We start from the raw sequence: 22,710 nt of genomic DNA, 5'->3' as shown, positions 1-22,710 counted from the left end.
CGCGGCGCGGTTCGATCACGGTGCCCGACGGGTCACCGCTTCAGGTTGAGCGGCAGTAGTTCGCGCTTGTGGGAGGCGTTCACGACGTTCGCCGCGGCGGTGTACCAGGCGAGCAGTCCGGTCACCACGCCCAGCCAGCCGCCGACCTTCGTCAGACTCGGGTCGTTGAGCGGGTTGAACGCGCCCTTGGCCTGCCACTGGCCGAAGGCCAGGAACAGGAAGGTGAGGGTCAGGAAGAAGAACACCAGGATCAGCGCGTGGTTGGTCTTGAGCGAGGCGAGGGTGAAGATCGCGGTGATGATCGCCCAGCCCAGGAAGAACCAGCCGACCGCGTTGCTCGTCGCGGCGGCGTTGTAGTGGTTGAACCAGTACCAGATGATCAGCCAGAACGCGCCGTACGTGGTGAACGCGGAAGCGCCCAGCGTGTTGCCGCGGCGGAACTCCCACATGCCGGCGAGCAGCTGCGCGCCGCCGCCGTAGAACAGGGCGAGGCTGAGGACGAGGGCTGCGCCTTCGGCCACCTTGAACGTGCCGGAGTTCACGAGGGACAGCATGAGGGTGGTGAAACCGAAGCCGAGCAGCCCCAACGGCGCCGGATCGGCGATGGTCGAGACGGGAGCGTTTTCTGTGCTCATGATGCGGCCTAGATCCCTTCTCCATTGTAGGGTTCTGACCGAGCTGTGCCCGCTTGCGCTATTCGCGCAGATGATCGTTGGTACCTGTGCGCTTAGTGGTCCCCGGAGCGCGCCGAACGGCAGCCGCCTCAGCCGCGCTGACTGGGCAGGTTTACCAGCCGTTCGCGCAGCTCGCGGGCGTGTCGGCGGCTGACCGCGAGCACCTTCCCGCCGACGGTGACGGTGGTGTGCCCGGCGTCCCAGCGCACCTCGGAGATGTGGCCGAGCGCGACCAGGTAGGAGCGGTGGATCCGGGCGAAACCATGCTCGGTCCAGCGCTCCTCGAGCGTGGCCAGCGAGATGCGCACCAGGTGGGAGCCGCTGGAGGTGTGCAGCCTGGCGTAGTCGCCGTGCGCCTCCACATAGCGGATCTGGGAGCGCAGCAGGAAACGCGTGACCCCGGCGAGCTCCACCGGCACGACCTCGTCCGGCGCCTCCTTGCCCTTGGCCCGCGCGGTGCGCCGCTCCTCCACCCGGCGCACGGCCTCGGCGAGCCGGTCCTGGCGCACCGGCTTGAGCACGTAGTCCACGGCGTGCAGGTCGAAGGCGTTGACCGCGAAATCCTCGTGCGCGGTGACGAACACGACGTGCGGGCTGTCCTTGCGCCGGGCCAGCGTCCCGGCCAGGTCCAGGCCCGTCACCCCGGGCATCCGGATGTCCAGGAAGACCGCGTCGATCCGGCCGGGCTCGGACAGCGCCCGCAGCGCCTCGGCCGCGCCGTTCGCGGTGCGGATGGTGGAGATCCGGGAGTCCGCGCCGAGCAGGTAGGCGAGCTCCTCCAGGGCGGGTTTCTCGTCGTCCACAGCCAGCACGGACAGTCCGGTCTGCTCAGTCACCGCGCCGCTCCTCGATCGCTCGGTTACGCATTCGCCTTCGCTACCGCGGAATGCGCACCGTGACGCTGGTCCCGGCCTCCGGGGACGAGCTGAGCTCCAGACCGTAGCCGGAGCCGAAGGCCGCGCGCAGCCGCTCATTGATATTGGACAGCGCGTGCGCCTCGGTGGACCCGGTCCCGTCCAGCGAGCTGTGGATCGTCTCCTCGTCCATGCCCACGCCGTCGTCGCGGATCACGATGGCGTAGTGCTCGTCGATTCCGCCGGCGCCGCGGCACTCCGCGGTGATCGTCACCGTACCCTGCCCGCCGCGCCCGCGCAGCCCGTGCCGCACCGCGTTCTCCACGAGCGGCTGCAGGCACAGGAAGGGGATCTCCACGGGAAGGATCTCGGGGGCCACCCGGACCGCGAGTTCGAGCTGGTCGCCGAACCTGGCCTGTTCGAGTTCGAAGTAGCAGTCGATGCAGCGCAGCTCCTCGGCGACCGTCGTCATCGAACCGCCGCGGCGGAAGGAGTACCGGGTGAAGTCGGCGAACTCCAGCAGCAGATCGCGGGCCCGGCCGGGGTCGGTGCGCACGAAGGAGGCGATGGCCGTCAGCGAGTTGTAGATGAAGTGCGGGGAGATCTGTGCGCGCAGGGCCCTGATCTCGGCCTCGACGGCGCGGGCCCGGGACTGGTCGAGCTGGGCGAGTTCGAGCTGAGAGGAGACCCAGCGCGCGACCTCGCACACGGCCCGGGTCAGCGCGACCGAGGCGGCTGTGTTGTACGCGGCGAGCGTGCCGACGGTCTCGCCCTCGACGACCAGCGGCGCGATGACGGCGTCGCGCACGGTGCAGTCCTCGCTGCCGCACTCGATCCAGTCGAGGAGTTTCACGCGGCCGGTCGAGATGACCTCTTTCGCATGGGTGTAGGCATCGGTCTCGTGCCGATGCCCGCTGCCCTCCCAGGCGAGCAGTTCATTGCCGTCGGTGATCGCCACGGCCGTGGTGTCGAGCAGCCGGCGCAGATGCCGCGCGGCCTTGCGGGCGGAGTCGGCGGACAGTCCCTCGCGCAGGGCGGGGGCGGCGAGCGAGACGGTGTGCATCGCCTCGTACGCGGCCCGCTCGGTCGCCGTGCCGTAGACGTGGTGGCGCCGCGCCGCGCGCATGGCGGCGCCCACCGGAATGGCCAGGACTCCGGCTACGGCGATGGACGTGGTCACTGAGTCCACATCTGTGACGGTACGGCAGTCCGCTCTCCTGCGGAAGACGGGCCCCGGCGAATCGCCGACCCGTTCGCCTGGTCGCCGGGCGGCCGCGGTTACGATCGGCCCATGAACCAACAGGTGCAAGCCGACCCCCTGGCCGCCGTCGCCGAGCTCCCCGGCGTCGCGGAGGCCGTGGACCGCGCCAGGACCGCCGTGGACCGGCTGCGCGGTCACAAGGTGCTGCGAAGCCGCAGCGCGCAGGTGACCGCCGAATCGGCGCTGCGCGGCGCGCGGGCCTCGGCGGCGCTGGCCGGGGCGGACTGGCCGCTGGAGGAGCTGCGCCGGCGCACGGACCTGGGCGACGAGGAGGGGGCCGCCGTGGTGCGCGGCGCGCTGCGGATCTCCGGCGAGCTGTCCGAGCTGCTGCCGATCCTCCGTCAGGCGCCGGCCCAGGCCCTGACCCGGATGCACCTGCTGGCCGCCGCGGGCTCGTTCGATTCCGCGCGCATCGGCCGTCCCCGGCTGCCCGGCGAGCCGGTCGAACCCGAACCCGCGATGCCCGCGTCGGCCGTCGACGCCGAGCAGGCGGCGGCCCGGCTGAACGCGCTCACCGGCGTGCTGGCCGCGCCGAGCAAGGCCCCTGCGTTGGTCGTCGCCGCGATCGCGCACGCGGAGCTGCTGGCCACCGCCCCCTTCGGCTGGGGCGACGGACTGGTGGCCCGCGCCGTCTTCCGGCTGCTGCTGGTGGATCGTGGCCTCGACCCGAACTCCCTGGCGGCCCCCGAAGTCGGCTTCGTGGAGCTCGGAATCGACGCGTACCGCGCCGCTCTCGCGTCCTACTCCGAGGGCACGGCGGCCGGGATCGGCACCTGGATCGCGCACTGCGGCGTCGCGCTGGAAGCGGGCGCCCAAGATTCTTTGGCGGTATGCGAAGCACTGGTACGCGGCTGACCTGCTGCTTTGTAATGCTTTGTCCGCCATTCGGGTGAAGATCCCGGCGTAAGGGTGGCGCCCGGCTATCCAAGCGCCCGGTTCGGGCCTAGAAAGGAAGTAGACGGCCCGCGAGACCGATTCCAGTGGATACCAGGGATATCCGAAGACTAAGGAGTAGGAGTCGACCGGCCACACGGACCGCAGACGGAAATTCGGGAACCCACGCGCGACCAGCCCTCGTCAGGGCCCGCCGCCAGACCACCGACACCCGGGTGGAGCGAGACCGGGCGGTGGCCTGGAACTGGCGAAAGAAACGGTGCACGCTGCTAACCCGGATTCCCGCTCCCGACGGCACCTCGAGCAGCGCTCGAGGTGCCGTCACCTGTGTGTGGCGCGGATTGTGTGGGGCCGCTGAGTTGACGCGGTTGAGCTGAATGGTTGAGCCGAGTGGCTGAGCTGAATGGCGAGGTTCTTCAGGCGCGGTCCCGTATTCAGGCGCGGACCCGGGTTCCGGAGCGCGACGGTCTTCCGGGAACTGTCCTCCAGGAACGGCCCATCGGGAACTGTCCTCCGGGAACAGCCCTCCGGGAACTGTCCTTCGCTTCGGGAGCCGGGCCGTCCGCTCAGTCGTTGCCCGACTTCTTCCGCCGCGCGTACCAGACGATGCCGGCCGCGGCCGCCGTCCCCACGCCCACCGCCGTCGCCGCGAGCACCGGCTTGGTCGGCAGCTGGATGTTGGCCATCTTCGCGCGCAGCGACACCGGGTTCGTGAACACCAGCACCGGCCACTCCCGCGTCCCGGCCTCCTTGCGCAGCGCCCTGTCCGGGTTCACGGCGTACGCGTGGCCGACCGCCTCAAGCATCGGCAGGTCCGTCGCCGAGTCGCTGTACGCATAGCTCTCGCCCAGGTCGTAGCCCTCTGCCTCGGCGAGTTCCTTGATGGCGGCCGCCTTGTTGTCGGCGTACGCGTAGAACGCGATCTCACCCGTATAGCGGCCATCCTCCTCGACCATCCGAGTGGCGATCACCCGATCGGCCCCCACCATCTCGCCGATCGGCTCGACCACCTCGGCGCCGGAGGAGGACACGATGATCACGTCCCGGCCCGCCTGCTTGTGCTGCGCGATCAGGTCGGCGGCTTCCTGGTAGATCAGCGGATCGATCAGGTCGTGCAGCGTCTCGGCCACGATCTCGCGCACCTGCCCGACGTCCCAGCCCGTGCACATGTCGGACAGGTACTGCCGCATGCGCTCCATCTGGTCGTGGTCCGCGCCGCCGGCCAGGTAGACGAACTGGGCGTACGCGGTCTTGAGCACCGCCCGCCGGTTGATCAGCCCGCCCTGATAGAAGGAGCGCCCGAAGGCCAGGGTCGAGGACTTCGCGATGATGGTCTTGTCGAGGTCGAAGAACGCCGCCGTGCGCATGAGGGAAGCATACGTGCTCGGCTGCCCGGCCGGGCCGGCGCCCGCGTGCCCGAAGGCTGACGCGGCACCCGCGGACGCGCCGTGTTACCCGTCGGTCACTAGAGGAGTCCGCGCAGGTCAACGACGCATACTCAACCGTTCAGCGTAGCGTCGGGAGCGTCAGTTTGCCTTTAGCGCGGTTCGGGTACACCATGGAAGTCACGGATCGTTCGCGACCGTGCAGCCTTGGCCCGGCTCCTCCCCCCCGAGCCGCGCCAAGGTGACGACCCCCGCTCTCCCCCCCGGCGGGGGTCGTCCTTTTCTCCGGCCGACCCGCTCGCAGGTCGCTTCAGCCGACAGAGCTTCTCTCCGCACTAACCTTCCGGCGCTGACGGCTTCCCTCCGCGCTAATCCTCCGGCGCTGACGGGCTTCTCTCCGTGCTATCCGGCGCTGACGGGCTTCTCTTCGTACTAACTCTCCAGCGCCGACTCTCCGGCGCCGGCGGCTGTCCTCTGCCGCCCTTTTCTCTCCCGCGCTTGTCTCTCCTGCCCTTGCATGCCTCGATCGCCCTCGTTTCCGCCGCCCGTGCGCCTCTCAGTTTTCATCGCCGATGAGGGGAAGATCTGGCCCGCCGACGGGAACTTGGGCACCTTCATCCCACCAGGTCCCGCCGTTGTCCACAGGCTGAGGACGGGCTTATCCACAGATTTCAGAGCGGCGCTGGCGCTGCTCGACCTCGGTAGCCGATGGTGATCATGCGGACGCAGAATGCATCCGCGGCCGTCTACCAAGGGATCTGTCACCATGTCGCCCAGCCCGACCAGCCTAGGCTCAGCACCCTGCGTCGCCGTGTTCGGCGGCTGCGGTGGAGCCGGTGCGTCCACCCTCGCCGCAGGGCTCGCCCGCAGCGCCCTGCACAGCGGACGCGCCGTCGTCCTCGTCGACGCGGATCCGCTCGGTGGAGGCCTCGAGACCATTCTGGCCGACGACCTGTCGCCCGGGCGCCACCGCTCCGAGGGCGCCGCCGAAGGCTCCGGCTTGTCGCTGCTCACCTGTGCGCGCCCGGACGGCACGCCGATCCCACCCGAATCCATGGGGCACGCGCTGTCCGCGATCGCGCCAGAGGCCGAGCTGATGATCGTCGACCTACCACGCAGCCTCAGCGACTCGACCAGGCTCGCCGCGGCATGCGCCACGCATACGCTGCTCATCGCACCGGTCGCAGAACGCGTTCTCGTCTCCGCGCGCCGACTGCTCGACCAACTCGGCTCGCTCGGCCCGCGTCCCAGCCTCGTCGCCCGGCTGCCCAGCCGCGATCTGCTCAGCCCGCAAGGCCTCGCCGCGCACCTCCGGCTGCCGCTCCAAGGCGTGATCAGGGCGAGCCGCGACCGTTCTCGCATCCAGCGGGCCTCGCTCGACCGCTTCTGCGGCCGTTTCGTGGACTCGCTCTTCGGGGCGGTGGCCGCATGAACGCCCCGGACATTCGGTCGTCTGATCCGCACGGCGGCCTGATCCGCGAGATGAAAGACCGCCTCGCCGCCGGCAGCCTCAGCCCTGACCCCTCGTCGGTCGCCGCCGCGTTGACCGAGGAGCGGTGCCTACTCGGGCCCAAGGGCATCGAGGCGCTTTCCCAGGTGATCTGCGAAGAGTTCCTCGGCAGCGACCCGGTCGTTGCTTATCTGCGGGATCCGGCCGTGACCGACGTGCTCATCAACGGCTCGTCGACCATGTGGTTGGAACGCGAGGGGAAGCTCGAACGAGTCGAGAACGGATTCGCCGACGAGGAGGCGGTGCGCGCCTACGCGCAGCGGCTCGCCATCCGCGCGGGCCGTCGCGTCGACGACGCCAGTCCGTTCGTCGATGCGCGGCTTCCTGACGGCACCCGGATGCACGCGATCCTCCCGCCGCTGGCGGTCGAGGGGACGACGATCAGCCTTCGTATTCCGCGCCGCCAGGCATACACGCTCGGCGAGCTCAACTCCCTCGGCACCCTGGCCGATGACGCTGTCGGCCTGCTGAGCGAACTCGTCCAGAAACGAGTCGCCTTCCTCGTCACCGGCGGAGCCGGCACCGGCAAGACGACCCTTCTCTCGGCGCTTCTTTCCCTCGCTGACCCGGGGGAGCGCCTCGTCCTGGTCGAGGACTGCGCCGAACTCGTCCCGGACCACCCGCACATCGTGCGCCTCGAAGCCAGGCCGCCCAACCAGGAGGGCCGCGGCCGAGTCACGATCCGCGAACTCGTCCGTCAGGCGCTGCGGATGCGCCCGAGCCGGATCATCCTCGGCGAGGCTCGCGGCGGCGAGGTCATCGACCTGTTCACCGCGCTCAACTCCGGCCACGAGGGCGGCTGCGGAACGCTGCACGCCAATCGGCCGCAGGACGTGCCCGCGCGCATCGAGGCGCTCGGCCTGCTCGCCGGAGTGTCTCGGGAGGCCGTGCACAGTCAGGCCGCTGCCGCGGTCCGGGTCGCCGTGCACCTCGTGCGCGACGAGGACGGTCGCCGCAGGCTCGAATCCGTCGCGGTGCTGCGCCGCAGAGCCGCCAGCGGGCCGCTGCAGGCGGCGCTCGCGATGACCTTCGACCGCTCCGGCAGGACCCGCGAATGGCCCGGCTTCGATCTGCTCGAGGCGGAACTCGGCCGTGGACGTTACGCCGGGCTGCAGGCCGAGCGCGGCGCAGGCCGTGCGCCGAAGCCCGACTACGCGCGGATGGTGGCCGACGAGTACCGCGACCGCGTGCCGTGGATCCCGAGGCCCCGCAACGGCGGAGATGGAGCGCAGCAATGACGCAGCAGGCACTGGCCACCACCGTCCCGCCGCAGCGCTGGCGCATGCCCGTGAAGGCAGCGGAATTCCGCAGGCCCAGCCGGAGTCTCATCGTCACGACCGTCACGGTGATTAGCGTGTTCTGCACCGTGGGATTCCGCTCGCTGATGCCGCTCTTCGTCCTACCGCCGGTCGTCGCGGTACTCGCGTTCCGAAAATCCAGGCAACGCCGGTGGGCCGAGCACGACGCGCAGCGGGAGGCGGTCACCGCTCTGTGCACGGCACTGCGCGCGGAGCTCGAGGCCGGGCTTCAACCGCGCACGGCCTTCACCTCAGCCGTCTGGTCGCGGCCCGAACTCGCCGATCTCGCGGAGGAAGCCTGCCGCCCCGGCAAGGACGTGGACCTGCCGAGACTGCTGACCGCCCATGCGGCCCGACCCGGGCGCCGCGCGCTGCGTGCACTCGCCGCGTGCTGGTACGCCGCCGACCGTCACGGCATCGCGCTCGCCGACGCCGTCAGCGGCATCGAAGAGGGCTTACGCGCGGAAGGCGCCCGTCTCCGGGCGACCGAGGTGGAGCTCGCCGGAATCCGCGCGACGATCCTGCTGCTCGCCGCCCTGCCGATCTTCGGCTTAGCCCTGGGACTGGCGCTCGGCGCGAACCCGCTGGACGCCCTGCTGCACAACCCGATCGGCCAGTGCAGCCTGCTCGCCGGAGTCGGACTCGATCTGGTCGGCCTGCTATGGACGGATCGTCTCGTCGCGAGCCTCCGTCCGGATGAGACCGGAAATCAAGGCCGGGTGGGCGTATGAGTTCGCATATCGGTGCCCTGAGTTGGCCGGATCCCGGACTGCGAGTGCTGGAGATCGCCCTGGCGATGCTGCTGGGATTCTGCGCGCTCATCCTCCGCGGCAGCCGCTGGCCGTCGTTCCCGAGCCTGCCGCGCCCGGCCCGGGCCGACCCGCTGGCCATCGACTGGACCTCCGTCCGCTTGCACAGGCCGAACGTGCCCGAGGCCGTATGGGTAGTGCTTGGTGGCGTCGCGGTGGCCCTGTTCATCGGTGGCCCGGGCGCGTTTCCCGCGGGACTCATCGGTGCTGTCGGCACCTACGTCTGGCTCTCCCGGCAACGCGCCAAATCGGCGTTGCGTGAGAAGGCCCGCCTCGCCGCGCAGGTTCCGCCCCTCGCCGATCTGTTCGCCGCGGGCCTGGCCGCAGGGCTGCAACCGGCCCACGCCGCCGTCACGGTGGCCCGGGCCTTCGGCGGCGGCAACGGCAAGTCGCGCAAGGACCCGTCCGAGCGTCTCGACCGGAGCAAGCTGACCGGAATCGACCTGCTGGCCTGCCGATTCCACGACGCGGCCACCGCCGTTCTCGCCGGCGCCGATCCGCAGGCCGCGTGGAGCGCCCTCGCTCTAGACGAGGCCACGGCGCCGCTGGCCGCGGCAGTCATCCGCGCGGACCGTACCGGTGCTCCCGCGGCGGCCACCGTGGGCCGAGCCGCCAGACAACTTCGCGAAGAAGCCGCCGACGCGCTCTCCGCCGAGGTCCGCACCGTCGGCGTCCGCGCCACAGCCCCACTGACGCTGTGCTTCCTGCCCGCATTCGTCTGCCTTGGAGTGGTCCCGACCGCTCTCGGCCTGCTGCCGCGCCTGCGCGGCTGACCCCAACCGAAAGGAACAAGCCACCCATGAACCTGCGACGCGGCATCCGCCGAATAAGAACTCGAAGAGAACGCGACGAACGCGGCACCACCACGGCCGAATACGCCATCGGCACGCTAGCGGCCTGCGCCTTCGCCGTCGTGCTCTACAAGATCCTCACCGGCGGCACCGTGGCCTCGGCCCTCTCCGGCCTCGTTCACCGTGCGCTCAACCTCGCCGGATGACCGATGCCCCCATGCACGAAGGACGAGCGGGGCTACGTGACCGCCGAAACGGCCTTCCTCCTCCCGATCATCCTCGGGATCGGATACGCCCTGGCCCTGGTCGTGCTTCTGGCCGCACAGCAGATCCGCTGTGCCGACGCGGCCTGGGAAGCGGCCCGCGCCCTGGCCCGTGGCGCGCCCGCCTCGCAGCTACCGGGAATCGCCGCGCGCTACGCCCCATCCGGTGCACGCGCATCGTCCTGGAGCCAGGACGGCTCGCTGACAGTCGAGGTCGAGCGCGATCAGAGCATCGTGAGCCGATTCCTGCCGTCCATACACATATCCGCGACAGCCACCGTCCCCTGCGAGCCACGAGTCGCGTCGTGCCAAGCAGTACCGACCGACTCCGCCGACTCCGCCGACACCCCTACCACCCCCACCACTCGGAGGCCACATGACTGATTCCTACCGCGCCCGCGCCCGATCTCCCTGCGACGAACGGGGATCCGCGACGATCTGGTGTGTGAGCGTCCTGCTCCTCGTCTCGGCCGCAGTCGGTTGGGCGTTGGTCTGGGTCGCTGCGGAAGGCACGCGCCACGCAGCCGAGCGCGCCGCCGACTCCGCGGCCCTGGCCGCCGCGTCGGCCGCGTTGCACCGCCTCGCGATGCGCGACGATTCAGACCCCTGCGTCGCCGCGACCAAGGCGGCGGCCGTGGCGGGTGCCGAGCTCGCCGGCTGCGAATGCGCCCCGCTGGACTGCACGGTCTCGGTACGTCGCGAACTGCCGTTCCTCGGCTCGTTCGCCGCCCACGTGCCGGGCCTCGGCCCAGTGCGAGCCGTCAGCCGAGCCGGCCCCGTCGGCGAGTCCGGCAGCGCGGACGACTCCTGATCACTGGGATGAATCAGCGCGGTAGAAGCGGCCGGCCTCGGCGCGCCGCCCGAACTCAGTCTCGATCACCACGCGCAGATGATCGAGGTCAAGGGTGACGGTCGGCTCCGCGTCCACCTCATCCGCGCACTCCACCCAGTCCGCGGCATCCCTACCGCCCGCCAGGTCCACGGCATCCGCGCGACGCTCCTCAACTGCAGTTTCGGCCACGTAGGTCGCGCTCACGTCCGCCTCGTAACCGGCGTCGCGTCCGGTCGCAATTCCCGACGCGGCGATGAACGCCTTCGGGAGGCGGCGTACGCGAAGAGCCCTGACCGCGCGAAGTTCGATACCGCGCTCCTTCGACCGTCTTATTCCAGCCGACAACAACCACAGGGAGGCGAACAGAGCCCACGTACAGATCGCGCCGGCGAGAAAGATCTGGGCGGCGGTGGTCTTCACCATCACGCCGAGGAAGGTGAGCGTGTCGGCATGGTTGGAGTCCGCCACGATTCCGCAGGTCACGGCAACGACGCCGATGATCACGGCTAGGGCCACGGCTATCATGCAGCCCCCCGCCCTGTACCGCCCCGCCCGCGCCCCACACCCTCACCACGCCACCCCTCGCTCCGCCCCCACCTGCGACGCCCATCTTCACCCCGTCCGCGCCCAGCACACTCGCCACGCGTGCTCTCGGCCCATCCACGCCCGCGACGCCCGTCCTCGGCCCCCGCGCGCCCCGCACGCTCACCAAGCCAGCCCTCGCCCCGCCCGCGCCTGCGACGCCCGTCCTCGCTCCGCCCCCGCCCGCGATACCCGTCCTCGCTCCGCCCGCGCCCGCGATACCCGTCCTCGCCCCGCCCGCGCCCGGCGCGCTCGCCACGCCAGCCCTCGGTCCGCCCGCGCCCGCGACGCCTGTCCTCGGCCCCCGCGCGCCCCACACCCTCGCCATGCCAGCCCTCGGTTCGGCCGCACTCGTCGCGCCCGTCCTCGGCTTGTCCGCGCCCGGCACGCTCGCGACGCGTGCTCTCGGTCCGGCCGCGCGTGCCATGCCCGTCCTCGGTCCGCCCGCGCTGGCGACCCCCGTCCTTGGCCCGCCTGCGCCCGGCATGCGCACCACGCCAGCACTCTGCTTGTCCGCGCCCGGCACGCTCGCGACGCGTGCTCTCGGTCCGGCCGCGCGTGCCATGCTCGTCCTCGGCCCGGCTGCACTCGCCACGTCGGCCCATGGTCCGTGCGGCTTCGGGTGCCGGGTCGGCCGTGGGTATGTCCGCGCTGGTGCTCGCCATCGTCAACACGTGCTTTCTCTCGGTCTGACAACGACGGCTGTTTACCCGCTAGCTCGGCTTGAGCAAAACCTCCAGCAGGCGGATCGCACCCGTCTTGTCTAAGGGTTCGTTGCCGTTGCCGCACTTCGGGGACTGCACGCAGGACGGGCAGCCGGTGCGGCACTCGCAGGCGCGGATGGCGTCCAGGGTGGCCGTGAGCCAGTCCCTGGCCTTGGCGAAGCCGCGCTCGGCGAAGCCCGCTCCGCCGGGCAGGCCGTCGTGCACGAAGACGGTGGCCAGGGCGGTGTCGGGGTGCTCGGCCGCGGAGAGGCCGCCGAGGTCCCATCGGTCGCAGTCGGCGAACAGCGGGAGTAAGCCGATCGAGGCGTGTTCGGCGGCGTGGGCGGCTCCGGGGACGTCGGGGGCCGCGAGCAGCGCGTCCTCCAGGCCCGCGGGGGTCACCGTCCACCAGACTGCCTTGGTCGTCAGTGTGTGTTCGGGCAGGTCCAGCGGCTCCTCGCCGAGCACCTGGCCCGTCCTCGAGTCGCGCTTCAGGTAGCCGACGACCTGGCTCGTCACGGCGACCGTGCCGTACGCCACCCGGCAGTGCGAGTTCCACTGCTCGGAGCGGTCCTCGCGCTCGATCCGGACCTGGGCGACCTCCCTGGCGTACGTCGCGTAGCCCGGGTCCTTGGCCTCGACGAGCGCTATCGCCCCGTCCAGGTCCAGTTCTCTCACGAGGTAGGTCTCGCCCTGGTGCAGGTAGACGGCTCCGGGGTGGACGGCTCCGGCCGCCGAGCCTCCGTCGGCCATGCCCAGCAGCCTGCCGGTGTCCGCCTCGATGATGCGGATCGGCTCGCCGCCCATGCCGCGCAGGTCGCTCAGGTCCGCCGCGCGCTCCGGGCGCGTCCAGAACCAGCCGTCGGCGCGCTTGCGCAGCCAGCCGGACTTGGCGAGCTCCTCCACGAGTGCGGACGCACCCGGGCCGAACAGGTCCATGTCCTTCTCGCGCAGCGGCAGTTCCGACGCCGCGGCGCACAGGTGGCCCCACAGCACGTACGGGTTGCCGGGGTCGAAAACCGTCGCCTCGACCGGCTTGCCGAACAGCGCCTCGGGATGGTGGACCAGGTACGTGTCCAGCGGGTCGTCCCGGGCGACCAGTACGGCGAGCGCCTCCTGGCCGCCGCGCCCGGCCCGGCCGGCCTGCTGCCAGAGCGACGCGCGGGTGCCCGGATAGCCCGCCAGCACCACGGCGTCGAGGCCCGCGATGTCCATGCCGAGCTCCAGCGCGTTCGTCGCGGCCACCGCCGTCAGCCGTCCGCTCTGCAGCGCGGCCTCCAGCGCTCGCCGGTCCTCGCGCAGGTAGCCCGCGCGGTACGCCGCGATCTGCTCGCCGCGTCCGCCGCTGCGGGCCAGGTCCTCGCGGGCCATCACCGACACCAGTTCCGCGCCGCGCCGCGATCGCACGAACGCGACCGTCCGCACCTGCTCCCCGGCCAGGTCCGCGAGCAGCGTCGCCGTCTCGGCCACGGCCGTCCGCCGGGTCGGCGCGCCGCGCTCGCCCCGGGCATCGGTCAGCGGCGGCTCCCAGAGGGCGAACAAGAGCCTTCCATGCGGCGACCCGTCCTCCGTGACCGCGGCGACCTGAAGGCCTGTCAGGCGGGCCGCTGTGGCCTCTGGGTCGGCTGTGGTGGCGGAAGCGAGAGCGAACACCGGCTCCGCGCCGTAGTGCGCGCACAGGCGCCGCAGTCTCCTGATGACGCTGGCCACATGCGCGCCGAACACCCCCCGGTATCCGTGGCACTCGTCGATGACCACGTACGTCAGCCTTCGCAGAAACGACGACCAGCGCCGGTGGTCCGGAAGTACTGAGTAATGGAGCATGTCAGGATTGCTCAGTACGAACGCGCCGTTCTCCCGGATCCAGCGCCGCTCCTCGCCGCTGGTGTCGCCGTCCAGGCAGACGGCCGGGGGTATCGGGAGGTCGAGTTCGCGCAGGCGGCGCGCCTGATCCGCTGCCAAAGCCTTGGTGGGGGCGAGGTAGAGAACCGTGCCGCTTCGCTTTCCGCCCGCGGCGTCCGCGAGCAGGCCGCTGAGCGCGGGCAGCAGGTAGCCCGCCGACTTTCCCGAGGCCGTGCCGGTCGCCAGCACCGTGTGCGTCCCCGCGTGCAGCAACTCGGCCGCCTCGGTCTGGTGCGACCAGGGACGTTCGACGCCGGCCGCGCGCAGGCGCTCGACGAGCAGCGGATCCGCCCACCGCGGCCAGTCCGCGTAGCTCGCCTCGCGCGCCTCGATCTGCTCCACGTGCACGGCCGCTTCGGCGCGTGTCGGCCCGCCGAGAAACACAAGTCGGCGAAGGATCTCCTCAGCGGTCCGCGAACGTGGCATGGTAGTAAGAGGTTAGGCGCTCCTGGCCGTCGTGGTACGCACCAAGCCACTCTTCGTGGTGAAGACCCCCGACGGATTGACCCGAAGCTGGGCCATTCCGTCACCAGGCCTCCCCGGAGAGTGATTGAATGCAGGGTACCGATGGAACCGGGCCCGGCTCGCGCGCTCGGCGAGACGGTTGCGGACAACGCATAGAAGCTGTGCTGGAGGACCCGTGGATCTGTACCTGTCGACCCGGCACGAAGGTGATCGCACGATCATCGAAGTCGGCGGCGAAATCGACGTCTACACCGCCCCCAAGCTGCGTGAGCAGCTGGTAGACCTGGTGAACCAGGGGCGTTACCACCTTGTAGTGGACATGGAGGCGGTGGACTTCCTCGACTCCACCGGGCTCGGCGTGCTGGTCGGCGGCCTCAAGCGGGTGCGCGCGCACGACGGCTCGCTCCGCCTGGTGTGCACCCAGGAGCGCATCCTGAAGATCTTCCGGATCACCGGACTCACCAAGGTCTTCCCGATCCACCAGAGCGTCGAGGAAGCCGTCTCGGCGACCGACTGACGCCCACGTGGAAGACCGGATCGCGACTGTGCGGAGGATCAGATGACGGGTGTTCAGGCCGCCGAGCCCGACGCGGCCGAGGGTCGCGACGAGCAGGAGGGCGTCTCGCTGCGCTTCGCCCCGCTGCCCGAGCACGTGCGCACGGCGCGGCTCGTGGCCGTGGCGCTGGCCCGCCGGGCCGGCGTGGAGGACGGGCTGCTCGACGAGGTGCGGCTGGCGGTCGGCGAGGCCTGCTCGCGGGCCGTGGGCCTGCACCGGTCCGCGGCGCGCGGCGAGCCGGTGCTGGTTCGCTTCGCCCCGCCCGGCGACCGCTTCCGGGTCGAGGTGGCCGACCTGGTCACCGGCGGCCCGGTGCCCAAGCCGGACGACGGCGAGGGTGAGGGCGGGCTGTTCGAGGCGAGCGGCGTGGACGCCGACATGGGCCTCGCGGTGCTCCGCGGGCTGGTCGACGACCTCGAGGTGGAGACCGTGCCGGCCGGCGGCGTCATTCGGATGGGCTGGCCGGTCCAGCACCCCGACTACAGCTGACCGTCCCGCGCGCACAACTCAATCGGCTGTCTCCGGGCGGATCCCGCACGGCGTGAATTCGCAGGCGTGAACCAACGCCGCGTCGGGAACGACCCGGAGGATGAAGAACCCGGATATCCCCTTCGCCCGATCCGCTTCCGTGCGGAAAGGGGCGAAGGGGATATACGCATTTCCGGATGGACCGACGACCGGTGAGGAATCTTGGCACCCCCACGAGTGAACTTCGCCGTGACGGCGGGTGGCGTGCCGCGGAATCCACGCTCGTTGAGACGTGGATCACATGTCTTTACGTGATCATCGCCTAACTCGACGCTGGTCCAATCCATTGCTCGTGCGTAAACTCCGGATCCACTGAACGCTCCGCACTGTCAGGAGTCTCACCCACGTTCTCTTGACGCAAGGCCCGGGGCGACTACGTCAAGGAGGACGAGATGCCCAGGCCCGCCGAGTTGTCTATGGCGGACTCCGCCCCGAGTCTCACGGGCGGAAACATCACATTGGTCATCGTGGTCGCGATCGTCGCGCTGGCCGCCCTCGGAGTTGCCGCCTACCTCGTGCGCGAGGTCAGAGCGGCCAGCGAGGGCACCGAGAAGATGAAGGAGATCGCGGCCGCGGTCCAGGAGGGCGCCACGGCGTACCTGGCCCGGCAGTTCCGCACGCTGTCGCTGTTCGCCGGGATCGCCTTCCTGGTGCTGCTCGCGCTGCCCGCGGACAACTGGAACGAGCGGATCGGCCGGTCGATCTTCTTCCTGCTCGGCGCCGGGTTCTCGGCGACCACCGGGACGATCGGCATGCAGCTGGCGGTGCGCGCGAACGTGCGGGTGGCCGCGGCGGCGCGCGAGTCGGGGGCCAACCGGGCCACCCGGATCGCCTTCCGCACCGGCGGCGTGGTCGGCATGTTCACCGTCGGCCTCGGCCTGTTCGGCGCCGCGATCGTAGTGCTCGCCTACCAGGGCGAGGCCCCGAAGGTGCTCGAGGGCTTCGGCTTCGGCGCCGCGCTGCTCGCCATGTTCATGCGCGTCGGCGGCGGTATCTTCACCAAGGCCGCGGACGTCGGCGCCGACCTGGTCGGCAAGATCGAGCAGGGCATCCCGGAGGACGACCCGCGCAACGCGGCGACCATCGCGGACAACGTCGGCGACAACGTCGGCGACTGCGCGGGCATGGCCGCCGACCTGTTCGAGTCCTACGCGGTGATGCTGGTCGCCGCGCTCATCCTGGGTTCGGCCGCGTTCGGCAACCAGGGCCTGGTCTTCCCGCTGCTGGTCCCGATGATCGGCGTGGTCACGGCCGTCATCGGCATCTTCGCCGTCTCGCCACGGCCGGGTGACCGCTCCGGCATGCAGTCGATCAACCGCGGCTTCTTCATCTCCGCGATCGCGTCGGTGGTCCTGGTCGCCATCGCGGCGTTCAGCTACCTGCCGAGCAGCATGGCCAAGCTGACCAACGCCACGGCCGGAGGCACCGGCAACCCGCAGGTGATCGCGCTGGTCTCGGTGGTCATCGGCATCGTGCTCGCGGTGGCGATCCAGCAGCTCACCGGCTACTTCACGGACACCGCGTTCCGCCCGGTCAAGGACGTCGCCAAGACCTCGCTGACCGGCCCGGCCACGGTCATCCTCTCCGGCATCTCGCTCGGCCTGGAGTCCGCGGTCTACTCGGCACTGCTGATCGCGGCGGCCGTGTTCGGCGCCTACCTGCTCGGCGGCGGCTCGATCGTGCTCTCGCTGTTCTGCGTGGCTATGGCGGGCACCGGGCTGCTGACCACGGTCGGCGTCATCGTGGCGATGGACACCTTCGGGCCGGTCTCGGACAACGCGCAGGGCATCGCGGAGATGTCCGGCGACGTGCAGGGCGAGGCGGCCCAGGTGCTGACCTCGCTGGACGCGGTCGGCAACACCACGAAGGCGATCACCAAGGGGATCGCGATCGCCACGGCCGTGCTGGCGGCCACCGCGCTGTTCGGCTCCTTCCAGAGCGCGATCACCGACGCAGTCGCCAAGAAACAGGGCCTGAGCCTGGCCCCGACCGCCTCGAACTTCCAGTACGCGGGCATCCTCAACATCGCGGACCCGCGCAACCTGGTCGGCCTGATCGTCGGCGCCGCGGTGGTCTTCCTGTTCTCCGGCCTGGCGATCAACGCGGTCTCCCGCGCGGCGGGTGCGGTGGTCTTCGAGGTGCGGCGGCAGTTCGCCGAGATCCCCGGGATCATGGAGGGCACCGGCCGCCCCGAGTACGGCAAGGTCGTGGACATCGTCACCACCGACTCGCTGCGCGAGCTGGTCACCCCGGGTCTGCTCGCGGTGATGGCACCGATCGCGGTCGGCTTCTCGCTCGGCGTCGGCGCGCTCGGCTCCTACCTCGCGGGCGCGATCGGCACCGGCACCCTGATGGCCGTCTACCTGGCCAACTCGGGCGGCGCCTGGGACAACGCGAAGAAGCTGGTCGAGGAGGGCAACCACGGCGGCAAGGGCTCGTCCGCGCACGAGGCGACCATCATCGGCGACACCGTCGGCGACCCGTTCAAGGACACCGCGGGCCCGGCCATCAACCCGCTGATCAAGGTGATGAACCTGGTCTCGCTGCTGATCGCCCCGGCGATCGTGGCGCTGTCCCTGGGCACCGGGAGCAACCCGACGGTGCGCGGCCTGATCTCCGCCGCCGCGATCGCCGTCATCGTCGTCGCGGTGTGGAACTCCAAGCGCAGGTCCATCGCCGTTTCGGCCGAGACCGAGCTGCCCAGCCAGGGCGGCACGGCGCTGGAGCACGACGGCGCCGACAACGCGGCGACGCCCGCGTAGCGCGGCGACAGGCAGTTATCGGCGGTTATAGAAGGTGGCCCGGCACCCGAGGTGCCGGGCCTTCCTTCGTTAGGCTGGCTCGCATGAGCGAGCTGATGAGCGACCCGGCGGCGATCGAGCGGCTGCGTACGGCGCTGGAGAAGGCGCAGTACACGGTGGACGGGTGCCTGGAGGCGATGGGGGCCACGGCGTACGCGGCGTTGGCGCGCAACGAGTCGGTGGCGGCTTCGCGCGCGGTGGCGGGGGACGACTCGCCGGTGGCGACGCTGACGAAGCTTTTCGTACTGCAGGAGAACGTGGATCAGGGCTCCGCAGAAGCCGCGGTGCCGCTCGCGGAGGCGATTTCGGGCGGGCTGCTCGCGGAGGACGGGACCGACGGCACCGTACGGGCCCTGGTGGATATCAGACCTTATGGCGAGTCAGACGTCGACTGGTGGCTCGTCTCTGACCTCGGCTCGGGGCTGGTGACCGGGCGGAACGCGCCGATGCGGCCGGACTACGTGCTCGGGGTCGGCGGGGCGTCCACCACCCTCGCTCAGCTGACGGTGCGCCAGAACGTCGCCCGCGCGCTCGATGTCGGCACGGGATGCGGGGTGCAGGCGCTGCACCTCGCCCGGCACGCGCAGCACGTCACCGCCACCGACCTCAACCTGCGGGCGCTCGACTTCGCCCGCCTGACCGCCGCGCTGTCCCTCGGGACCGAGGCGGAGCGGATCGAACTGCGCGGCGGCAGCATGTTCGAGCCGGTCGCGGACGAGCGTTACGACCTGATCGTCTCGAACCCGCCGTTCGTGATCTCCCCCGAGTCGGCCGCCGGGCAGGGGCGCTTCACCTACCGCGACGCCGGGCTGCCGGGCGACGAGCTGTGCCGCCGGTTCCTGGAGCGGGCCCCGGCGCATCTGGCCGAGGACGGCTACTGCCACGTGCTCGCCAACTGGCTGCACGTCGACGGCCAGGACTGGCGGGAACGGCTCGCGCCGTGGGTGCGCGGTACCGGCTGCGACGCGTGGGTCGTGCAGCGCGAGCTCCAGGACCCGGCCGAGTACGCCGAGCTGTGGCTGCGGGACTCCGGCGACCACAACTCGCCGCGCTACGTCGAGCGCTATCAGGCCTACCTCGACTACTTCGCGGCGAACCGGATCGAGGGCGTGGCCTTCGGGTGGATCATCCTACGAAACACCGGAACGGATCAGCCGAGCATCCGTTTGGAGGAGTTGACCAGGCAGATCGAGCAGCCGCTCGGGGCCTACGTGCCCGACTGGTTCGCCCGGCACGCGTTCCTGGCCGACACCGACGACGAGCAGCTGCTCGGCACGATCCTGCAGGTGGCGCCCGGGGTCGTGCTGGAGCAGACGGCCGAGACCGGCGACGGCGGCTGGAGCCCGACCGACACCCGGCTGCGGCAGACCGGCGGGCTGCGCGCGACCGGCGAGATCGACCCCGTGGGCATCGCCGTGGTCGGCGCGGCGGACGGCGAGCGGCCGGTCGGAGAGCTGCTCGACCGGATCGCCGGGCAGTTCGGCATCGAGCCGGCGGCGCTGCGCTCCGGCGCGCTGGACGCCGTGCGCGCACTGGTCGAGGAGGGGTTCCTCAGCACGGTCTGAGCGTCCCGGAGCCCGGCTGCCAGGCCTTCTCGACACCTCGGCGGGAGTGCCCGGTCGGCCCGTCGTACCATCGCTTGGCGATACTTATGCTCAACAGGGCGTAGCCTGGTGGGCGTGTCGCGCCGGGGACGCCCCGGAAAGAGACGGGGTGGACCAGCGACGCGGCGGGTGATTTCCTCGGCAGCCTCCGGGGTATCGAGGCCCGAAGGAAACACCCACCAGGCAGAAGGAACCGGAAGGACGCAACGACCGTGCCGCCGAGCAGCAAGAGCGGGAGTGATCTGCGCCGCCTCGTGATCGTCGAGTCGCCGGCCAAGGCGAAGACGATCGCGGGCTATCTCGGCCCCGGCTACACCGTCGAGGCCAGCATCGGCCACATCCGGGACCTGCCGAGCAAGGAGACCCGGGAGAAGCTCACCGAGGCGCAGCGCTCCTCGCCGTGGGCCAACCTGGGCGTGGACGTGGACCACGACTTCGAGCCGTTCTACGTCATCTCCGAGGGCAAGGACGCGCACATCGCCAAGCTGCGCAAGCTGGTGCGCGAGTCCGACGAACTCCTGCTCGCCACCGACGAGGACCGCGAGGGCGAGGCCATCGCGCAGCACCTGGTCGCGGCGCTCAAGCCGAAGATCCCGTACCGCCGGATGGTCTTCCACGAGATCACCAAGGACGCGATCCAGAGCGCGCTGCACGATCTGCGCGACATCAACGGCGAGCTGGTCGAGGCGCAGGAGGCGCGCCGCGTGCTGGACCGGCTCTACGGCTTCGAGGTCTCGCCGGTGCTCTGGCGCAAGATCGCCGGCGGCACGTCGGCGGGCCGGGTGCAGTCCGTGACCACGCGGCTCGTGGTGGAGCGCGAGCGCGAGCGGATCGCGTTCAAGCCCGCCGCGTACTGGGACCTGACCGCCGTCTTCGACACGGACAAGCCGACCGACGACCCGCGCACGATGGGTGCCCGGCTGTTCGCGGTGGACGGCTCGCGGGTGGCGCAGGGCCGCGACTTCGGCTCGGACGGCCAGCTGAACCGGGACGGCGTGCTGCACCTGGACGCCGAGTCCGCCGCCGCCCTGGCCGCGGGGCTGAGCGGCGCGGCGTTCACGGTCACCTCGATCGACCGCAAGCCGTACCGCCGCTCTCCCTCCGCGCCGTTCCGCACGACGACGTTGCAGCAGGAGGCGAGCCGCAAGCTCGGCTTCAGCACGCAGCGCACGATGTCGGTGGCGCAGAAGCTGTACGAGAACGGTTTCATCACCTATATGCGCACCGACTCGGCGACCCTCTCGGAGACCGCGATCACGGCGGCCCGGGCGCAGGTCCGCGAGCTGTACGGCAACGACTTCCTGCCGGACAAGGCCCGCACGTACGCCTCCAAGGTGAAGAACGCCCAGGAGGCGCACGAGGCGATCCGGCCCTCCGGCAACACCTTCCGCACCCCGGCGAACGCCCGCCTGAGCGGCGACGAGTTCCGGCTCTACGAGCTGATCTGGAAGCGCACCGTCGCCTCGCAGATGAAGGACGCGACCGGCAGCTCGGTCTCGATCAAGGTGGCGGGCACCTCGACGGACGGCCGGCGGGCCGAGTTCTCCGCGTCCGGCAAGGTGATCACCTTCCACGGCTTCATGAAGGCGTACGTCGAGGGCTCGGACGACCCGGACGCGCAGCTCGACGACCAGGACCGCCGGCTGCCGGACGTGGCCGAGGGCCAGTCCCTGCGCGCCGCCGAGCTGGCCGCCGAGGACCACACCACCAAGGCCCCGGCGCGCTACACCGAGGCGAGCCTGATCGAGGACCTGGAGAAGCGCGAGATCGGGCGTCCGTCCACGTACGCGACCTTCATCTCGACCATCCAGGACCGCGGCTACGTGTTCAAGAAGGGCACCGCGCTGGTGCCCTCGTTCCTGGCCTTCTCGGTCGTCGGGCTGCTGGAGAAGCACTTCGGCGATCTGGTGGACTACGAGTTCACCGCGCACATGGAGGAGGACCTGGACCGGATCGCCCGCGGCGAGGCCGAGCGGGTGCCGTACCTGGCGAACTTCTATCTGGGCGACGACGGGCTCAAGGAGCAGATCTCCAGCAAGCTCAACGAGATCGACGCGCGCGAGACCAACACCTTCGCGATCGGCGACAACATCGCGCTGCGGGTCGGCAAGTACGGGCCCTACATCGAGAAGTACGACGGCGAGGGCAACTCGCTGGCCCGGACGAACGTGCCGGACGGGACGCTGCCGGACGAGCTGACGGTCGAGATGGCCGAGGAGCTGCTGGCCCGGCCGAGCGGCGACTTCGAGGTCGGCGTGGACCCGGAGACCGGCTACCAGATCATCGCGAAGGACGGGCGCTACGGCCCGTACGTGACCGAGGTGCTGCCGGACGACCTGCCGAAGACCGGCAAGAACGCCGTCAAGCCGCGGATCGCCTCGCTGTTCAAGACGATGTCCGTGGACGAGGTGAACCTGGAGACGGCGCTCAAGCTGCTCTCGCTGCCGCGCGTCGTGGGCAAGGACCCGGAGTCCGGCGAGGAGATCACCGCGCAGAACGGGCGCTACGGGCCGTACCTGAAGAAGGGCACCGACTCGCGCTCGCTCACCGGCGAGGACCAGATCTTCGACATCACGCTGGACGAGGCGCTGGCCGTCTACGCGCAGCCCAAGCAGTTCGGCCGGCGCGGTTCGGCCAAGCCGCCGCTGCGCGAGTTCGCCGCCGACCCGACGAACGGCAAGCCGGTGGTGGCCAAGGAGGGCCGCTTCGGGCCGTACATCACCGACGGCGAGACGAACGTGACGGTGCCGCGCGGCACGACGGTCGAGGAGCTGACCGTGGAGCAGGCGCACAACCTGCTCGCGGAGAAGCGCGCCAAGGGCCCGGCGGCGAAGAAGGCCGTCAAGAAGACCGCGGTCAAGAAGACGGCCGCGAAGAAGACGACGACGGCGAAGAAGACCGCGGCCGCCAAGAAGACCGCCGCGAAGAAGTCGGCGGCTGAGTAGCCGGAGTGACGGCGGCGTTCACTACCTGTCGCCGGGGCCCAGTAGCCTTAGC

General features: G+C 70.7%; 19 protein-coding genes. 13 read left to right on the top strand and 6 right to left on the bottom strand.

Translation table 11 applies throughout. The features are described from left to right. Nucleotides 1-32: 32 nt before the first annotated feature. The 3 genes from VG296_RS06595 to VG296_RS06585 form a co-directional block, all read right to left on the bottom strand. Nucleotides 33-635 carry an acetate uptake transporter gene (locus tag VG296_RS06595; RefSeq protein ID WP_325564147.1) on the bottom strand — a complete coding sequence of 201 codons (603 nt, stop codon included), beginning with the start codon at nucleotides 633-635 and terminating at the stop codon, nucleotides 33-35. A 128-nt stretch (nucleotides 636-763) separates the two neighbouring features. Continuing rightward, complete coding sequence (locus VG296_RS06590) at nucleotides 764-1,510, bottom strand: LytTR family DNA-binding domain-containing protein (protein ID WP_325564145.1); 747 nt, start codon at nucleotides 1,508-1,510, stop codon at nucleotides 764-766. Nucleotides 1,511-1,550: 40 nt separating this feature from the next. Beyond that, complete coding sequence (locus tag VG296_RS06585) at nucleotides 1,551-2,717, bottom strand: histidine kinase (RefSeq protein WP_325564142.1); 1,167 nt, start codon at nucleotides 2,715-2,717, stop codon at nucleotides 1,551-1,553. Between the two features lie 102 nt (nucleotides 2,718-2,819). Here VG296_RS06585 and VG296_RS06580 point away from each other — a divergent pair, with 102 nt between their 5' ends. Beyond that, nucleotides 2,820-3,644, top strand: coding sequence for a hypothetical protein (locus VG296_RS06580; RefSeq protein WP_325564140.1), 825 nt, complete (start codon nucleotides 2,820-2,822; stop codon nucleotides 3,642-3,644). Between the two features lie 605 nt (nucleotides 3,645-4,249). On the opposite strand, the gene VG296_RS06575 is transcribed toward VG296_RS06580, so the two are convergent. Then, entirely contained in the window at nucleotides 4,250-5,050 is an 801-nt protein-coding gene (locus VG296_RS06575; protein WP_325564138.1) for an HAD family hydrolase, read from the bottom strand. A gap of 784 nt (nucleotides 5,051-5,834) precedes the next feature. Here VG296_RS06575 and VG296_RS06570 point away from each other — a divergent pair. From VG296_RS06570 to VG296_RS06540, 7 genes are read left to right on the top strand one after another with little or no spacing between them, the layout of a single operon-like run. Continuing rightward, nucleotides 5,835-6,500, top strand: a complete 666-nt coding sequence (locus tag VG296_RS06570; RefSeq protein WP_325564136.1) for a hypothetical protein — start codon at nucleotides 5,835-5,837, stop codon at nucleotides 6,498-6,500. 50 nt (nucleotides 6,501-6,550) lie between these two features. Further along, nucleotides 6,551-7,816, top strand: a complete 1,266-nt coding sequence (locus tag VG296_RS06565) for a TadA family conjugal transfer-associated ATPase (RefSeq protein WP_325564134.1) — start codon at nucleotides 6,551-6,553, stop codon at nucleotides 7,814-7,816. Beyond that, the gene (locus VG296_RS06560; protein ID WP_325564132.1) at nucleotides 7,813-8,607 is read left to right on the top strand and encodes a hypothetical protein; all 795 of its coding nucleotides are present in this window, start codon (nucleotides 7,813-7,815) and stop codon (nucleotides 8,605-8,607) included. Before VG296_RS06565 ends, VG296_RS06560 begins: the two co-directional genes overlap by 4 nt. Next, nucleotides 8,604-9,458: a type II secretion system F family protein gene (locus VG296_RS06555; RefSeq protein ID WP_325564131.1), complete on the top strand. Its 855-nt coding sequence runs from the start codon at nucleotides 8,604-8,606 to the stop codon at nucleotides 9,456-9,458. The genes VG296_RS06560 and VG296_RS06555 overlap by 4 nt, the downstream gene beginning before the upstream one ends. A 26-nt stretch (nucleotides 9,459-9,484) precedes the next feature. Then, nucleotides 9,485-9,682 carry a DUF4244 domain-containing protein gene (locus VG296_RS06550; protein WP_325564129.1) on the top strand — a complete coding sequence of 66 codons (198 nt, stop codon included), beginning with the start codon at nucleotides 9,485-9,487 and terminating at the stop codon, nucleotides 9,680-9,682. Between the two features lie 3 nt (nucleotides 9,683-9,685). Beyond that, the gene (locus VG296_RS06545; RefSeq protein ID WP_325564127.1) at nucleotides 9,686-10,123 is read left to right on the top strand and encodes a TadE family type IV pilus minor pilin; all 438 of its coding nucleotides are present in this window, start codon (nucleotides 9,686-9,688) and stop codon (nucleotides 10,121-10,123) included. Next, nucleotides 10,116-10,550: an Rv3654c family TadE-like protein gene (locus VG296_RS06540; protein WP_325564125.1), complete on the top strand. Its 435-nt coding sequence runs from the start codon at nucleotides 10,116-10,118 to the stop codon at nucleotides 10,548-10,550. The genes VG296_RS06545 and VG296_RS06540 overlap by 8 nt, the downstream gene beginning before the upstream one ends. Here VG296_RS06540 and VG296_RS06535 read toward each other — a convergent pair whose 3' ends face one another. Further along, nucleotides 10,551-11,096, bottom strand: a complete 546-nt coding sequence (locus VG296_RS06535; protein ID WP_325564124.1) for a hypothetical protein — start codon at nucleotides 11,094-11,096, stop codon at nucleotides 10,551-10,553. Between the two features lie 770 nt (nucleotides 11,097-11,866). Next, nucleotides 11,867-14,185, bottom strand: a complete 2,319-nt coding sequence (locus VG296_RS06530) for a DEAD/DEAH box helicase (RefSeq protein WP_325564122.1) — start codon at nucleotides 14,183-14,185, stop codon at nucleotides 11,867-11,869. 214 nt (nucleotides 14,186-14,399) lie between these two features. On the opposite strand from VG296_RS06530, the gene VG296_RS06525 reads away from it, so the two are divergent. The 5 genes from VG296_RS06525 (at nucleotide 14,400) to topA (ending at nucleotide 22,658) form a co-directional block, all read left to right on the top strand. Beyond that, nucleotides 14,400-14,741: an anti-sigma factor antagonist gene (locus VG296_RS06525; protein ID WP_325564121.1), complete on the top strand. Its 342-nt coding sequence runs from the start codon at nucleotides 14,400-14,402 to the stop codon at nucleotides 14,739-14,741. A 42-nt stretch (nucleotides 14,742-14,783) separates the two neighbouring features. Then, nucleotides 14,784-15,269, top strand: a complete 486-nt coding sequence (locus tag VG296_RS06520) for an ATP-binding protein (protein WP_325564120.1) — start codon at nucleotides 14,784-14,786, stop codon at nucleotides 15,267-15,269. Between the two features lie 431 nt (nucleotides 15,270-15,700). Then, nucleotides 15,701-18,070, top strand: coding sequence for a sodium-translocating pyrophosphatase (locus VG296_RS06515; RefSeq protein WP_325564118.1), 2,370 nt, complete (start codon nucleotides 15,701-15,703; stop codon nucleotides 18,068-18,070). An 83-nt stretch (nucleotides 18,071-18,153) separates the two neighbouring features. After that, entirely contained in the window at nucleotides 18,154-19,674 is a 1,521-nt protein-coding gene (locus VG296_RS06510; RefSeq protein ID WP_325564116.1) for a class I SAM-dependent methyltransferase, read from the top strand. 251 nt (nucleotides 19,675-19,925) lie between these two features. Beyond that, a complete protein-coding gene (gene topA, locus VG296_RS06505) occupies nucleotides 19,926-22,658 on the top strand; it encodes a type I DNA topoisomerase (RefSeq protein ID WP_325564114.1) in 2,733 nt (910 codons plus the stop codon). The last annotated feature ends 52 nt before the right edge of the window (nucleotides 22,659-22,710 follow it).

This window comes from Actinospica sp., from assembly GCF_035552695.1.
Lineage (GTDB): Bacteria > Actinomycetota > Actinomycetes > Streptomycetales > Catenulisporaceae > Actinospica.
The sequence above is the reverse complement of the archived record's forward strand: the minus strand, read 5'-3'. Positions and strand labels throughout refer to the sequence as shown.